The organism is Candidatus Eisenbacteria bacterium (assembly GCA_030017955.1).
GTDB lineage: Bacteria > Eisenbacteria > RBG-16-71-46 > JASEGR01 > JASEGR01 > JASEGR01.
Map to the genome: position 1 here is coordinate 1 of JASEGR010000072.1, position 13,589 is coordinate 13,589.

The 13,589-nt window shown below is 52.0% G+C and carries 15 protein-coding genes; 1 reads left to right on the forward strand and 14 read right to left on the reverse strand.

Features of this window, described 5'->3' with window-relative positions:
- Nucleotides 1-24: 24 nt before the first annotated feature.
- Nucleotides 25-789: a HEAT repeat domain-containing protein gene (locus tag QME66_10655; GenBank protein MDI6809425.1), complete on the reverse strand. Its 765-nt coding sequence runs from the start codon at nucleotides 787-789 to the stop codon at nucleotides 25-27.
- Nucleotides 790-1,139: 350 nt separating this feature from the next.
- Between QME66_10655 and QME66_10660 the strand changes: the two genes are divergently transcribed.
- Entirely contained in the window at nucleotides 1,140-1,595 is a 456-nt protein-coding gene (locus QME66_10660) for a DUF4143 domain-containing protein (protein ID MDI6809426.1), read from the forward strand.
- Nucleotides 1,596-1,845: 250 nt separating this feature from the next.
- Here QME66_10660 and QME66_10665 read toward each other — a convergent pair whose 3' ends face one another.
- The 13 genes from QME66_10665 to QME66_10725 all read right to left on the reverse strand — a co-directional run.
- Nucleotides 1,846-3,033, reverse strand: a complete 1,188-nt coding sequence (locus QME66_10665) for an ATP-binding protein (GenBank protein ID MDI6809427.1) — start codon at nucleotides 3,031-3,033, stop codon at nucleotides 1,846-1,848.
- Between the two features lie 293 nt (nucleotides 3,034-3,326).
- Nucleotides 3,327-3,713 (reverse strand): ASCH domain-containing protein, encoded by a 387-nt coding sequence (locus QME66_10670; protein ID MDI6809428.1) that lies wholly within the window; start codon nucleotides 3,711-3,713, stop codon nucleotides 3,327-3,329.
- Between the two features lie 95 nt (nucleotides 3,714-3,808).
- The gene (locus tag QME66_10675; protein MDI6809429.1) at nucleotides 3,809-4,399 is read right to left on the reverse strand and encodes a GNAT family protein; all 591 of its coding nucleotides are present in this window, start codon (nucleotides 4,397-4,399) and stop codon (nucleotides 3,809-3,811) included.
- Nucleotides 4,377-4,844 (reverse strand): DUF2721 domain-containing protein, encoded by a 468-nt coding sequence (locus QME66_10680; protein MDI6809430.1) that lies wholly within the window; start codon nucleotides 4,842-4,844, stop codon nucleotides 4,377-4,379. Before QME66_10680 ends, QME66_10675 begins: the two co-directional genes overlap by 23 nt.
- 139 nt (nucleotides 4,845-4,983) lie before the next feature.
- Entirely contained in the window at nucleotides 4,984-6,009 is a 1,026-nt protein-coding gene (locus tag QME66_10685) for a zinc-dependent alcohol dehydrogenase family protein (GenBank protein MDI6809431.1), read from the reverse strand.
- A 25-nt stretch (nucleotides 6,010-6,034) separates the two neighbouring features.
- Complete coding sequence (locus QME66_10690) at nucleotides 6,035-6,739, reverse strand: DUF364 domain-containing protein (protein ID MDI6809432.1); 705 nt, start codon at nucleotides 6,737-6,739, stop codon at nucleotides 6,035-6,037.
- A gap of 27 nt (nucleotides 6,740-6,766) precedes the next feature.
- On the reverse strand, nucleotides 6,767-9,127 hold the full coding sequence (locus QME66_10695) for a glycyl radical protein (GenBank protein ID MDI6809433.1): 2,361 nt from the start codon (nucleotides 9,125-9,127) through the stop codon (nucleotides 6,767-6,769).
- Between the two features lie 6 nt (nucleotides 9,128-9,133).
- Nucleotides 9,134-10,039: a glycyl-radical enzyme activating protein gene (locus QME66_10700; GenBank protein ID MDI6809434.1), complete on the reverse strand. Its 906-nt coding sequence runs from the start codon at nucleotides 10,037-10,039 to the stop codon at nucleotides 9,134-9,136.
- A gap of 405 nt (nucleotides 10,040-10,444) precedes the next feature.
- A complete protein-coding gene (locus QME66_10705; protein MDI6809435.1) occupies nucleotides 10,445-10,903 on the reverse strand; it encodes a DNA-binding protein in 459 nt (152 codons plus the stop codon).
- Nucleotides 10,904-11,053: 150 nt separating this feature from the next.
- Nucleotides 11,054-12,106: an ACR3 family arsenite efflux transporter gene (gene arsB / locus QME66_10710; protein ID MDI6809436.1), complete on the reverse strand. Its 1,053-nt coding sequence runs from the start codon at nucleotides 12,104-12,106 to the stop codon at nucleotides 11,054-11,056.
- 19 nt (nucleotides 12,107-12,125) lie between these two features.
- Nucleotides 12,126-12,815 (reverse strand): aromatic aminobenezylarsenical efflux permease ArsG family transporter, encoded by a 690-nt coding sequence (locus QME66_10715; protein ID MDI6809437.1) that lies wholly within the window; start codon nucleotides 12,813-12,815, stop codon nucleotides 12,126-12,128.
- A complete protein-coding gene (locus QME66_10720) occupies nucleotides 12,815-13,255 on the reverse strand; it encodes a nitrophenyl compound nitroreductase subunit ArsF family protein (GenBank protein ID MDI6809438.1) in 441 nt (146 codons plus the stop codon). The genes QME66_10715 and QME66_10720 overlap by 1 nt, the downstream gene beginning before the upstream one ends.
- An 84-nt stretch (nucleotides 13,256-13,339) precedes the next feature.
- A partial coding sequence (locus QME66_10725) for a thioredoxin family protein (protein ID MDI6809439.1) occupies nucleotides 13,340-13,589 on the reverse strand: 250 nt, incomplete at its 5' end.

The following is a 13,589-nucleotide window of genomic DNA, read 5'->3' on the forward strand; positions in this document are numbered from 1 at the left end:
AACTTGTGGCACTCGATACCATGTTCATGTAAGTTTATGCATAAAGCAGGCTAGCAAGGCATACGTCACTTTCTCACTATCCTCCAGCCGGGCAAGCGCATTGACGGCAAACATACGGACGTCTGCTGCAGGATCGGAGGCAAGCTTGATAATAGTGTCACCGTGTTCCTTAAGCAGCTCCGGGTCGCCTATTCGCCAGAAAGCATACGCTGCCTGTGATCTAACCGCTGGATGCTCATGGTGTGCGAGTCGAGCAATAACCGCAGTCGCCTCTCGATTCTTGATTCCGCGCAGGCCGAATCTGGCAATGCCGAGCGCAGTTCCGCCATCGATGAGAGAATCACTCATCATCTTGAATTCCGCTGCCACCTCTCGCAGTGATGCCTCTCCCCCAATCTTTCCGAGCGATTCGAGCAGCTCGCTTCTGACACCGGGCTCCTCCCGTTTCTCAAGCCCCCTGTCTATTGCTTGTTCGACCGAACGATTGGGGCCAAGTTGGCCGAGGGCGAATGCAATTGCCTTTGCAACGTCCGGACCTGCATCAAGCAGCGCTGCCCCAAGTTGCTCAACGACCGCCTGCGACGTATCCTGAATATTTCCAAATGCAATGGCCGCCCTAAGGGCAACCTCAGGTCGGGCGTCATGCAAGTGCCGAAACAGTCTTTCGTCACCAAGGGATCGTTGGTCTTGCAAATAGTAGATATCGTGGATGGCTTCGCGTGCAGGCTGCTTTGCCAATGCCGGCAAAGTCAGACACAGCAAAAGACCGGAGAACAACAAGTATTTCATATGAGAGACACTCCTTTACATTCTCGCGCAGCCCGGCTGCGACAGTCTTTGCCTCTGTTCGAATCTTCTCCATCTCACTCAGGCAGTCCGGGAGAGTATAAGCCAGGTTGGCGCTATATGCCACCAAGGGAATCAATCTCCGCTTTCGAGTCACGTGGGGCTCAATGCTTGTTGGAATCGGATTAGCTCTGCCTGTATTCTTGTCGAAAACCGGCGGCGTGGCAGGGGTCTCAAGGGTCCCCCCTCCCAGCCACATGAAATCTTGGGGACCCATAGGATCGCTCGAATCGGGTCCGCTTCACCCAACCTGATTCGACAGAGCTCTGAGACGCTGGCGGGGAGAGTATCCTATTAAGAAGAGGATGGTTAAGTCACCCAAGATATATGTCAGAGATTCCGGCCTGCTTCATACATTCCTCGGCATTGAAAACCAGAACGATCTGCTGGGCCATCCTGTCTATGGCGCCTCATGGGAAGGTTTCGTTGTGGAAAACGTTCTTTCACTTTTCCCCGACTGGAATGCTTTTTTCTATCGCACTGCGTCAGGCTCAGAGATTGATCTGATCCTTGAAAAAGGGAAAAGGCGCGTAGCCGTGGAATGCAAGGTATCGACCTCGCCGAATCTTGGTCGAGGCTCTTGGAACGCTGTGGAGGACCTGAAGCTCCAGGACGTTTGGGTTATCGCTCCGGTAAGAGAATCCTATCCCGCCGGAAAAGGCGCAACTGTTGCCCCTCTAAATGTATTCATTGATCATCTTGGAGCGATGGAGAACCGGCGGATGGCAAGGCATCCAAGACCGGCATAGCTCCTGAACTCCAGGTGCCCGTCACACCCTACCCCAGGATGACCGTGACTGCGTGACTGATTAGGACAGCACGAACCCCAAAGGAGAATATCCCGCACTCTCAAGCCCTCCCCGACATCTTTCTGAGTCACGATCTAGGACTCGTGACTATACCCGATGCGAATATCGAGACAAAGATGCTCATTCGGGCTTGCAACCGGAAAGCAAATTCTTATTTGTAATCCACCCTTGTTGCCACGAACATCCCGGCCTACAGAATGTCATGTTCTATGAACTCAGCGAAAGGAATCGAAACTATTCTTCTATCAAGGAGCAATTTTTCATTGGACAGATTAACTATAAAAGCATTATCAATTTTCTCTTGAAACAGTTTGCAGAATGAAAGAAGGCTCTTGGCTATATTCAGGCTGACTTTAGAACTCAGTTTGACCTCAATGGGGATGATTCTTCCTTTGTGCTCCAAGACGAAATCCACCTCTTCTCCGTAGGAAGTCCTCCACCAGAAGATTCTCGGTACTACACCACGGTTATGAAAGTCTCTGACGATTTCTCCCAAAACCATAGCTTCAAACAGTTGCCCAGCGCCGACACCCCTGAAAACTTGCTCAGTAGATACAATTCCTAAGAGATGGCATAGAAGTCCTGTGTCCAAGAAGTATATCTTCGGGCTTTTGATAATCCTTTTGCCCTTGTTTAGATAAAACGGTTTGATAGAAATGACCTGTCCGCTTGCCTCGAGGATTGAAATCCAGGATCTTATGGTATTAACCGCAACTCCAAGGTCTCGGGATAAGCTTGAGAGATTCATGACCTGGCCATTGAAAGCAGCAAGAAGCTGCAGAAATCTCTGAAAATCTGTGAGGTCCCCAATTAACCGTAATTGCCTAATATCTCTTTCTAGATATGTCTGGAGGTAGCTTGAGAACCATAACTGAGCATCTATGTTCCGCCTTGTAAGGACTTCCGGGAATCCGCCTGTCAAAGCTCGTTTCTTGAGATTGGATATACCGAGTCTCCTTGGGTGTTTGAATTGCTCTTTAAGCGAGAGACTCAACAGTGTAAAGACAGCGATTCTACCCGCTAGAGACTCACTGACTCTCGCCATTAACGGAAAACTTTGCGAACCTGTCAGGAGAAATTGCCCCCTCTTAGCCCTCTTACTATCAACTAAGATTTTGATATGGGAGAAAATCTCAGGACTATATTGGACTTCGTCAATTATCAGAGGCGGAGGGTAGTTTTCGAAAAATAATGATGGCTCGTCCGTTGCCAAAAGTCTTATGTCCGGGTTGTCCATTGACACATACTTGTGGGTTCTGGAGAAAAGATGTTTCAGCAAAGTGGTTTTGCCTGATTGCCTTGGTCCGGTGACAATCAAAGCCGGAAATTGTCTTGCGGCGCGTTTTACTACGAGTTCAATGTCTCGGTTGATATACATAAAGTATCCCCCGTGTCTTTATTTGCAACTTTGCAATTCTAATGCAAATATGCAACAGATCAGATATTCTGTCAAGCATGAAAAACAAACTCCGGTCATATCGTCAACATTCACATAGGCTCTTAGGCCAAGTGGAGGGTGGCTCTGAGGCCAAGCAGGGGCAGATCTTCAAACTTCACATATTGTCAGGAAGATTACGGTTCACAAACAGTTCGAACAGAAAGCCAGGCAGGCCATTGAGACCTGGAGAAACAGGCAGTCCTCCGAAATCACCAACCACCCTGGCCCTGAATTCATTTGATCTCCACTAGCTCAAAGTGCGTGGCCATCATTTCGAAATCATCGGTAAGGTTGTACTGAGGCCAACATTCCCTGTGCGCCTGTTTGAAATGCTCGGCGTTACGGCATGCTTCGGCCAGCCACAATCTATCCGGAATTTCACCGAATCGCACCTTGTACAAATCAGTGACCCTGACAATGCACCGCAATCTCCCTCTCAGGTCATAGACCTCAACCAGGTCATCAATCTCCCAGCCGCCGTCGTCAAACTCGCCCTCAGGCAGGAAGTACTTGTCGGCTTTGCAGACGGTTGCTGTCTTTTCGCCTCGCAGTACTTCCAGGACAAGATAATCATCATCGGGATGTCTTCCCCAGAATTGCATCCTTTTGAGCCGGTTCATGGTTGGTCTGGTAGGACAGTTGCCCTCACATTAGGTCTACACGGGGCACAGCATCAGTGGCAGAACAGTCGTCGGAAGCCGGTGTCAGCCCGGTCTCACTTTCGCTTCTTGGGTGTTTTGCTGTATTTCGCACGAAACTCGTCTTCCAGCATGCTCATCATCACGAAATCCTGATACGCATGATCGAAATAATATCCGTCTCTCTGAACGCCTTCTCGCTTGAAGCCGGCCTTCTCGTAGAAGCGTATCGCCTGCTTGTTTGATCCAACGACGCCGAAAGCCACTCGATGGAAGTTAAGCGAGCCAAAAGCATAATCGAGCAGCAAGTACAGCGCTTCAGTGCCATAGCCTTTTCCCCACGCCTTCTTGTCCCCAATGAAAATACTCAAATCGGTCGTGCGCCACGGATGAAACATGCGTAAGAGTCCACACTCGCCTATTATCCGATCGTTTTCTCTAAGCACGATCACAAACCACACCCTGTTACTATCTCTTCGAATCTTCTCAAGGTACTCTTCCATGCCGGAAGAACTCGTCGGGGAGACTTCAGCGATCAGCTCCCTGATCTCAGCGTCGTTTGTCCATTTCCGAAGCAAAGGCAAATCATCCTTTTCCATGGGCCGCAAATAGACTTTTCTTCCGCTCAGAAAAACGGATCCTGAACTATCGCTTTCCTGTTTTCTCATTGTTTGCCTCATCCTCCAACTTTGTCTCGAGCTCAAAGGCGGCCAGGGACACATTGATATCTTTCATGAAGACCACCAGAGAACCAACCAATGAAGCCATGCAGGCGGTAAACAGAATCACGATCATTGGCGCCGCCTCCAACTGAAAGAGTGCTGTCAGGAATATGACTATGATGAGCACCGCTGCAAGAAGCACACTCAGCGTGACTAGAGCAATGGCAATCCGGATCAGATGAGCGCGACGGACCAGAATCCCAAGTTGTGATGTCAGTCGCTTGTCGTCACTCCCGGGAGCCTGACGCAGTGCCTCTGATACCTCGCGTGATCTATCAATAATTCTGCCAAAGCGGTTCGTCATGGAGAGCAGCAGCAGTCCCGCCCCGGAGACGAGGATCACCGGACCGATGGCAATCTGAAGTGTAGGCAGAAGATTACCGAAGTGCATAGACCTTAAACCAGAGTGTGCTGCGCCCGATCCCGCTCAATATCATATCTTTTTGCATAATAACACGTAGGGAGCAAACGTTGGGACCCGAAATCTCTGCCCCCTCACCCTACCCTCTCCCCAAGGAGAGAGGCAATGATCAGATTCTCAAAACCTTTGCGCCGCGAATCTTCTTCATCTTGAGATCGGCCAATGCTTCGTTCGCTTCGTCCAAAGCAAACACTTCAACTTCGGGCCTCAGAGGAATCTCAGAAGCCAATGCCAGGAACTCACGCACATCCTTCCTGGTCACATTGGCCACACTCTTGATTTCTTTTTCCAGCCAGAGGTCAGCCGGATAATCCAATTGCAGGAGATAATCCTTATCACTCGCTTCCTTCCGGATGGCGTTGATCACCAGTCTTCCGCCTGGTTCCAGGTTCTTCAACGACTCCACCACCGGCTTCCATGCAGGCGTCGTATCAATGATGCCGGCCAACTTCTCCGGCGATTCTTCCTCGTGGCCTCCTGCCCAATACGCTCCAAGCTCCCGCGAGAATGATCGTTCCTCCGCGCTTCTTACAAATACGAACACCTTCGAATCCGGATACAGTCTCTTCGCCATCATCAGTACAAGGTGAGCTGACGCGCCGAATCCCGCGAGGCCGAGATTTTGCCCATCCTTAAGACCACTCAATCTTAGCGACCTATACCCAATCGCACCGGCACAGAGAAGCGGTGCTGCCTCCGTGTCAGAGAAAATGTCAGGAATACGATAGGCGAAATCCTCGTGGACTGTCATGTACTCTGCGTACCCGCCATTCACATCCCGCCCTGTTGCCTTGAAATCTGCGCACAGATTCTCATTCCCATCAAGACAGAACTTGCACCTGCCGCAAGCTGAGTGAATCCAGGCGATTCCAACCCGTTCTCCAACCTGCAGGCCGCTTGCCTTGCTTCCAACCGCAGCCACCTTCCCGACTACCTGATGCCCCAGGACAACCGGCAGATGCGGCGGGGGTGTCCTGCCCTCAATCTCATCCAGCTCGGTGTGACACACTCCGCAGGCTGAGACCTTCACCAGAATCTCGTTCTCCCCCTGAACTGGAACAGGCAACTCTGTCAGACTCAGAGGAAATTTGTTCTCCTCAAGGTTGCAGAGTTTAGTGAGCACCATCGCTTTCATCCAATTCCCTCTTCAGAAATCAGTATCACCGGAATTGTACGATGGATTCTATTCCGGCCAGCTTCCTGAAAGACTTCGCTCCCTGCATGATACTCGCTGCCAAAGCCGTGGGCTCCACAATTCTCACGCCTGCAGTGACGCTGGCTCCGAACTTGAGAAGTACATCGTTCATGGGCGTGCTCGGTCCCAGCACAATGCACTCCTTACCTTTGGAAAGCTCCAATAGCCTTTGCATCGATTTGTTTATGAGAGCCGTTGCGCTCACGACGACAACATCCGACTTCGGTATGACCTCTTCGACGGCAAAGAAGGGCAATTCATTCTTCGCAGGTTCGATCTCAAGCAGAAATGTTTGCTTTGCGGCAGCAACAACTTCATCATTAAAAGGAAACCTGCCTATCACGGTCACTGTTTTCCCGCGGGCAGTTTTCAATATGTGGTCATCAACGTTGGACCTCTCACCAACGGGGTCTATCAGCGAATTAATTGCAGCGAGGCCTAAGCTTGCCTCCAGAGGTTCCCAGTCCTTGATCCGGCCTGCCAGCTCCAGGGCACTCATGCCGATGAAGTTTCCTGCATCACGGAGCTCGATTTTCTTGCCGGTCTTGTAGGTGTGGGTCATTCCGGCATGTTTGCTTTCAACCATGGTCCAGTGCAGCCCCACGCAGACATTGCTGACCCTGCAATCTGTCTGTGAAACACTTTTCAGTAGTGCGACGATGAGTTCCATGTCAGTAACTGAGGATGACGATTGGTTTCAGAATCCCTTGTGTTCGGTTCGTGAAATAATCTCGTCCTGCAGTGCCTTACTAAGGTCACAGAAGTAATCACTGTAGCCCGCTACCCGCACGATGAGATCGCGATGCTGCTCAGGATTCTCTTGCGCGGCACGCAGCGTTGCAGCATCCACGACGTTGAGCTGGACGTGATGACCATCCAGCTTGAAATAGGTGCGGATCAATTTCACCAGCTTGTCCAGCCCCACTTCATCATCGAGTAACTGCGGAGTGAATTTCTGATTGAGGAGCGTGCCCCCTGTGCGTACATGATCCATTTTGGAAACGGATTTAAGCACCGCCGTCGGTCCGCGACGATCTGCGCCTTGGACCGGTGAGACGCCTTCAGAGAGCGGTTCCCGGGATCTTCGGCCGTCGGGTGTAGCGCCAACCACTGAGCCAAAGTACACATGGACGGTTGTCGGGAGGAGGTTGATGTGATAGGTGCCGCCTCTGGTGTTCCTGCGGCCTTCAATCGCGCCAAAATAGGCCTCGAACAACTTTACCATAATGCTGTCGGCGTAATCGTCATCGTTGCCGTAGCGGGGCGTTCTGTTCATGAGCATCAACCGCAGGCGTTCCTGGCCTTCAAAATCGGTCCGCAACGCTTCCAGCAATGTCTCCATCGCCAGTGTCTTCTTGTCAAAGACGTGATACGCGATGGCGGTCGCCGCATCGGTCGTGGTGCCCAGACCAACGCCCTGGATGTATGACGTGTTATAACGCGCACCGCCCTCGTGATAGTCTTTTCCATTCGCAATGCAGTCGTCAATCAGCAGCGAAAGAAATGGCGCAGGCATGTGTCTGGAGTAGAGCCGCTCGATTGCATCGTTCCCGCGCGCCTTGATATCAACGAAATGCTTCAACTGCTTTTCGTAAGCCCCAAAGAATTCCTCAAATGATTTGAACTTGACCGGGTCACCGGTCTCGAGGCCGATTCTCTGGCCTGTCCTGGGATCAATGCCATTATTCAGGGTGAGTTCAAGAATCTTCGGCATGTTGAAATAGCCCGTCAGGATATAGCACTCTTTGCCAAAAGCTCCGGTCTCAACGCAGCCGCTCGTGCCGCCGTTCCGTGCATCGATCACAGACTTGCCCTGCCTTACGAGCTCTTCGACAATCAGGTCGGCATTGAAAACTGCCGGTTGCCCGAATCCGGTACGGATAATCCTGGCCGCGCGATTGATGAATTCATCAGGATTCTTTCTGCTCACCTGAATCGAAGATGCTGGCTGCACGAGCCGCATCTCTTCAATGACATCCAGAATCAGGTAGGTAAGCTCATTGACGCCATCTGAGCCGTCTTCATTAGTGCCGCCCAAATTTATCTGGGAGAAATCGGTGTAGGTGTCGCTTTCCGCGGCTGTGACTCCGACCTTTGGCGGCGCAGGCTGGTTGTTGAACTTTATCCACAGGCACTGCAGAAGCTCCTCGGCCTCCTCATGTGTGAGCGAGCAGTCTTCCAGACCCTTCTTGTAGAATGGATTCAGATGGCGGTCCAGGTGACCAGGACAAAACGAATCCCAGGTATTCAGCTCGGTCGTCACGCCCAAATGGACGAACCAGTAGTACTGGAGCGCCTCCCAAAAATCTCGCGGCGCATGCGCAGGAACGTGCGAGCAGACTTGAGCGACCCGTTCCAGTTCGGCCTTCCTGTGCGGATCGGCTTCCTGCTGCGCCATTTCTCTGATTTTCCCGGCGTGACGCTCCGCAAAGCGAATCAGCGCATCGACACAGATAAGCATCGCCTTGAGCTCTTGCTGCTTGCTTTGAGCTTCACGGTCATTCACGCAATCAAGCCCTTCCAGGGAGCGCTCGATGTCCTTCCTGAACTCGAGGAAGCCCTTACGATAGATCTTGTCGTCCAGCACGGTGTGTCCAGGTGCACGCTGCTCCATGAACTCCGTGAAGATGCCGGCCTCGTAGGCGGCCTTCCAGTCCTCTGTCATTTCGCGGAATATGATATTGCGCATGGACTTCCCGTGCCAAAACGGGATGATAGTGTCCCGGTAGACCTGCCGGGCCCCGGCACTGACCGCAAATGGGATTTTCTCCCGCGAATTGAGCACATCCAGGTCTCTGAGACTGTGGCAGCATAGTTCAGGAAAAGTCGGCGCCGCCTTGGGTGCCGGGCCTTTCTCCCCGACGATTAATTCACCGGGCCCAATGTAGATCGTCTTGCGTTCCATCAAGTGCTGAAAGGCGAGGGCCCGGCGCATCGGAGCAGACGCCAATCCTGCGTGTTTCTTGTAGAACTCAGTCATGAGTTCCGCCCGCTCGGTCGAGATGTAGGGCTTGGCATCAACACTCTGCTGCCTCAACCGGACGACCCTTTCATTCATCGTGCGTCATCCTCCGATTCTCACAGTCAATCCTGCAGACGTGAGAAGACGAGCAATGTCTCCGATCCTCGCGGTCGAGGGTGAGTGGGTGTCAGGCAGCCTGTATATGTGGTTCAAACGGACGTACTTGTCAACTCCGAGATTGTGATAGGGCAGGAGGTTTATTCCGTCCAGATGAGGCAGGGCAGCCAGGAAATCTCTGATTTGGCGCATATTCTCCTCATCATCATTTATGCCAGGCACGACCGGCACTCGCACAACAATGTTATGTCCGCACTGCGAAAGCGCCCGGAGATTCTTCAGAATCAAATCGTTGGACATACCGGTGAATTTCCTATGCTTGATCTCGTCCACCAGCTTCAAGTCATATAGAAACAAATCCGCATATGGCCGGATTCTATCCATCACTTCCCATGGGGCAAATCCCGACGTGTCAAGAGCGGTGTGAATCCCATCTCCCCTGCAGGCTTGAAGAAGCGTAAGCGCGAAATCCGGTTGCTGCAAGGGTTCGCCTCCAGACAGAGTCACTCCTCCGCCGGACTCGTCATAGAAAGCGGCGTCGCGCCGGACCTCAGCCATCACCTCGTCCACGGTCAAGTCTCGCCCAACACATTCCCGAGCGTCAGCGTAACAGACGAGAGCGCAGCTCCCGCACCGGGCGCACTTCATCACGTCGGTGACCGGCCCTGCGCCATTCCATGCGATTGCACCCTGCTCACAGACAGTCAGGCATGCCTCACACCGAATACAGCGGTTCTTGCGAAAGATTAACTCAACCGTGGGGGCAAGACTCTCGGGATTGTCGCACCACCAGCAACTCAACGGACAACCTTTGAAAAAGACCGTAGTGCGAATCCCCGGCCCGTCGTGAATCGAATATCTTCTTATGTCGAATAGCGTACCTTTGAGCAAACCGCGTTCTCCCTCATCGTGTACCGGCGAATGAGCGTTTGCTGGCTCCGCTCCGGGATGACCCGTCTACAGGCTCGCCAGGCGGGGAATCCTTACTCCCCCCAGCCTCTAAGGGGCTGGGTATCCCCACCTTGCTCGCCAAGATGGGTCCCCCATCCCTCCCACGAAAGCCAACTCACGGCTCATCGCCTTCACAACTCCGTACACCACTTCGTCGGCTACCTCCCCACGCTGCGCCCGGCGGCCTGGCACACAAAAAGTGCGGCGTGAGCCGTGGGCCTGGTACTCACTTGATGTTACCACGTTTCGCCCGTCGGCTGCACGCCGAGATTGCCTGCTGTGGTGCCGGACCTGAACGTTACGCAACCCGGCTGTGGCGGCCGGCCTGCGCGAGCTCTGATCTGATTAGCGCCGTCTTGCTCCGCCACCCCAAAGAGGGAAACCCTTTTCATCCCTCAGCCGCGCGGTCTTGTCTCCCTTCTTAAGCTCTGCAGCGATTATAGTCGGCTTCCCTGCAAGGGTAACCCGCGACCCGCGCACTTCTATGCGATCCTTCACCTCCAACTTCACACCTTGCCTTGCCATGAACTGGGCAGGTCCAAGATGCACCGAGAGAGTGTCTTTGTCTACCTTCACAAGTAGATGGATACCGACGCCATAACCACCTCTTGTTTTCGCATTCGTTGCGGTTTCGATGGTGAGTATCTCACCAGCGACTGTCTGCACGGTATTCACGTCGTAGATCCTCGCACCCGGGTTCGCCCGCCCCGTTCTTCCCCCCATAGGAGGTTGCGCGAACGACTCAGAAGCGAGCACAAGACCTGCCAGCAAGAGCACTGTGACTGCTATCCCAATCTTCTTCATGCTACCCTCCTTTCCTGCCAATCGTTTCGTACTACTTTCATTGGTGCCTCACCAGACCCTATATTGTCGGTACTAACAAGTAGACCCCGTCATCACCAAACAGTTAACCTCTGTCCGGTGGGTCCCTCCCCAACAAGTCTTCGCAGAAAATCAAGCCGATTCGATGAAGTATCTCCTTTTGAGCCAGAATGCCGCATTGACCAGGCCAATTAGTACGGGGACTTCAACCAAGGGGCCAATCACCGTGGCAAAAGCTTCTCCGGAATCGAGGCCGAAAACTGCAATAGCCACAGCAATTGCAAGTTCGAAGTTATTGGATGCCGCCGTAAAACTCAGTGTTGCAGATTGGGCATAAGTGGCTCCTGCCTTCACGGAAAGCATGAAGGACGCAAAGAACATAATTACAAAATAGACGCAAAGCGGTATGGCAATCCGTATCACATCAAGGGGAAGTTGGACAATGTATTCTCCCTTCAGCGAGAACATGACCAGGATGGTGAAGAGCAGCGCTGCCAGCGTGATCGGACCAATCTTGGGAATGAACTGGTTTTCATACCATTGACGTCCTTTTGTTTTCAAGCCGACAAACCGTGATAGAATGCCTCCAATAAAGGGGATGCCCAGATAAATGAATACGCTCTGAGCAATCTGTCCGATCGAGACTTTGACGGCGACTCCCTTCAAGCCGAACCACGTGGGCATGACGCTGATAAAGAGGTAGGCATACAGAGAAAAGAAAAGGACTTGAAAGACTGAATTGAACGCCACCAGCCCGGCGCAGTACTCGCGATCCCCGCCTGCCAGTTCATTCCAAACGATTACCATTGCGATGCACCTTGCAAGACCGATAAGAATCAGCCCGACCATGTATTCGTGATGGCCTGAAAGAAACGTGATTGCCAGAATGAACATCAGAACAGGGCCTATGAGCCAGTTCTGAATGAGCGAGAGGACGAGCACTCTTTTGTCGCGAAAAACCTTCCCCATTTCCTCATACCTCACTTTTGCCAGGGGCGGATACATCATGAGAATGAGCCCGATGGCAATTGGGATATTGGTCGTTCCTCTTTGAAAGTGGTTGATCACATCCCTCACGCCCGGATAGAAATAACCACCTGCGACTCCGACAAACATAGCCAGGAAGATCCACAGTGTTAAGAAACGATCCACAAATGAAAGTCTCTTTTTGGTTGGGCTAGTCACGTATTCTCCCAGGTTGTCGTCAGAACACTCTGACCAAGTAAGTCCGCACATAGTACAGGCCAACGAGGATAAATATGATACCCGTGGCCTTCCTCACATGATACTCGAGCCTCGTCAGACGCTGGAACCAGCGATTCAACGACTTTGCCCCTAGTGCGATGGCGAAAGCGAATATCAAGACTGGAAGACCAGTCCCCACGCCATACACCAGAGGCAGAGTCGCACCGAGTCTATTACTGAGGGCCAGCGGAATAAGGCTTCCAAAAAACAGTGCCGCAGAAATCGGACAAAATGCCAGGGCAAATATCAGACCTAAGACAAATGCCCCTGCAATGCCGGATCCCGCAAGCTTATCCTGATGTTTTTCAGACAGAGAAACAGTTCGGACGTTGAATTTCAGGATACCCAATAGAAATAGACCGCTGAGAATCAGAATTGGGCCAAGTGCCTTGTTCACGTACCGCTGCAGGAAATTCGCCAGCGCAGGGATGCTCAGAAGTGAGTTTATGATGATGAATCCCAGAACTGCGTATGCAACCATCCTGCCTGCTGTGTAGGCGAAGCCGGAAAGAAATATCGCCTTTGGGTGGCCTATCTTTCTGGACAAAAAGGAAATCGCGGCGACATTTGAGGCCAGTGGGCAAGGGCTGATAGAAGTCAGAATGCCCAGCCAGAGTGCATAGGCAAGACCTGCAAGAACGCTGTCCATTATGATACCTTCAGGAAACCCGCGATCTCGTCCTTTACGTACTTGTAGAATTTCTCCTTGTTCCCCACGTATTCCCAGATTTTCGTAAGATTCTTTGACTTCACTTCCTTGCCGCTTTTGACCAACGAAATGACGAGTGACTTTGTATAGAGCTTGTAGTCCTTGGTGAAATGCTCGTTTCCCTTTTCCTCTACATTGATCGCCTTGAATTCAAGCTTTCCCGAAGCGAGCTCGTCTTTGAAGCTGCTGTCAATGACCGCCTTGGAATACTGTTCCAGTTTGTGGCAGGTGGGGCAACGCACATTGGTGTAGAAATAATATGCAAAGACTTTCGTTGGTAGTCGATATGCACGGACTTTGGTGTTTGAAGGCTTATCCGCTGCAAAGGAAAGCATGCTTACTGCAAGGAAGCTCAGTGTCAGAAAAATATTTCTTGCCATGTCAGGACTCCATTTGTTTTTGTGTCGGCCTATTGCTTCGGCGGCGAATGCGCTGTCTGCATTCACCGTCCATCGCACCGCCCCTCACACAACAATTCTTTTGATCTCGTCCTTAGTCAGCACTTTCCCCGCGGAAATCACCTTGCCGTCAATTGCCAGTGCGGGAGTGATCATGACCCCGTACTCTGTTATCCTGTCAATATCGGTCACCTTGGAAATCGCGGCATCGATATTCAATTCCTTCAGCGCAGCCTCGACATTTGCGGCAAGCTGCTTGCACTTAGCCTGAATTATGCACAAGTTTGGTGAAAAAAGAGTGCCATCGTCCTCGGGA

What these genes read in the sequence shown, in the direction of transcription:
- QME66_10655 (MDI6809425.1), bottom strand. Translation starts at nt 789, where the DNA reads ATGAAATACTTGTTGTTCTCCGGTCTTTTGCTGTGTCTGACTTTGCCG.
- QME66_10665 (MDI6809427.1), bottom strand. Translation starts at nt 3,033, where the DNA reads ATGTATATCAACCGAGACATTGAACTCGTAGTAAAACGCGCCGCAAGA.
- QME66_10670 (MDI6809428.1), bottom strand. Translation starts at nt 3,713, where the DNA reads ATGAACCGGCTCAAAAGGATGCAATTCTGGGGAAGACATCCCGATGAT.
- QME66_10675 (MDI6809429.1), bottom strand. Translation starts at nt 4,399, where the DNA reads ATGAGAAAACAGGAAAGCGATAGTTCAGGATCCGTTTTTCTGAGCGGA.
- QME66_10680 (MDI6809430.1), bottom strand. Translation starts at nt 4,844, where the DNA reads ATGCACTTCGGTAATCTTCTGCCTACACTTCAGATTGCCATCGGTCCG.
- QME66_10685 (MDI6809431.1), bottom strand. Translation starts at nt 6,009, where the DNA reads ATGAAAGCGATGGTGCTCACTAAACTCTGCAACCTTGAGGAGAACAAA.
- QME66_10690 (MDI6809432.1), bottom strand. Translation starts at nt 6,739, where the DNA reads ATGGAACTCATCGTCGCACTACTGAAAAGTGTTTCACAGACAGATTGC.
- QME66_10695 (MDI6809433.1), bottom strand. Translation starts at nt 9,127, where the DNA reads ATGAATGAAAGGGTCGTCCGGTTGAGGCAGCAGAGTGTTGATGCCAAG.
- QME66_10705 (MDI6809435.1), bottom strand. Translation starts at nt 10,903, where the DNA reads ATGAAGAAGATTGGGATAGCAGTCACAGTGCTCTTGCTGGCAGGTCTT.
- QME66_10715 (MDI6809437.1), bottom strand. Translation starts at nt 12,815, where the DNA reads ATGGACAGCGTTCTTGCAGGTCTTGCCTATGCACTCTGGCTGGGCATT.
- QME66_10720 (MDI6809438.1), bottom strand. Translation starts at nt 13,255, where the DNA reads ATGGCAAGAAATATTTTTCTGACACTGAGCTTCCTTGCAGTAAGCATG.